Annotated in this window: 1 protein-coding gene and 1 pseudogene; both read left to right on the top strand. The window is 29.9% G+C overall.

Annotated elements, in window-relative coordinates:
* The first annotated feature begins 160 nt into the window (after window positions 1-160).
* The gene (locus tag COZ07_RS09980; RefSeq protein WP_406608417.1) at window positions 161-376 is read left to right on the top strand and encodes a hypothetical protein; all 216 of its coding nucleotides are present in this window, start codon (window positions 161-163) and stop codon (window positions 374-376) included.
* Window positions 366-911, top strand: a pseudogene (locus tag COZ07_RS09985) (hypothetical protein); the annotation flags it as partial. The gene COZ07_RS09980 and the pseudogene COZ07_RS09985, both read left to right, overlap by 11 nt.

Raw genomic sequence — 911 nt, forward strand, 5'->3', positions numbered from 1 at the left:
TATTTGTAAGGAGTAAAATAACGTGATAGATTTAATAAGTGAAACAAATAAAATAAAAGGCAAAGAAACGCTAATCAAGCACGTTAGCTTGTTCAGTCACGTGGACAAGTCTCCTTATTGGTTAGCGTTTTTTATTGCCTTTTTTGATTTGAGGTGAAATATGACTAATAAAAGAATAAAAGAATTAGCAGACTTCTTTTACAGTTCCAATAACTCTAATATTGTTCCTTTGAGGATATCTATAATCACTGGGCAATATAGCGGAAATGATTTAACTTATAAGGAATTTATTAGATTAATGGGTATATTAAAAAATTCTAAAAACTTGAAAAAAGATTTATACAATTTTCGAGAGGAAATAGGAGATGAAAAATAAAGGGTGGGTTAAATTTCACAGAGAACAATTTAACCATTGGATATCGAAAAAACCTTTTTGTGATGGTTATGCCTGGACATATCTATATACCCGGGCAAACTTCAAAAAAAATATGGTGAATTTTAGAAATGAATATATTGAAGTAGAAAGAGGGCAATTTTTAACTTCGAAACTTCAACTCCAGAGAATTTTTGGCTGGACATACAGACACGTAGAAAATTTTTTGTTAGCTTTAAAAAATGATGAAAATATTACATACAGAATGACAAACAGATATATCGTTATAACTATTATAAATTATGAGTTTTATCAAGGTGACGAGGAACAGAATGAGGAACAGAACGAGGAACAGATTAGGAACAGATTAGGAACAGATTTAGAACGAGGCAACACAAATAAGAATGTATTAAAGAATGTTAACAATGAGAAGAAGGAGAAGAAAGGAAAGAAGATCTCCTTCAATTTTAAAACAGGTTTATTTAATAACTTAACCATAGAACAGATGGAAGAATACGAAAAGAAATATCCGGATATA

Origin of the sequence: Candidatus Infernicultor aquiphilus, from assembly GCF_002784285.1 — a bacterium.
In the GTDB taxonomy this organism is placed as follows: domain Bacteria; phylum Atribacterota; class Phoenicimicrobiia; order Phoenicimicrobiales; family Phoenicimicrobiaceae; genus Infernicultor; species Infernicultor aquiphilus.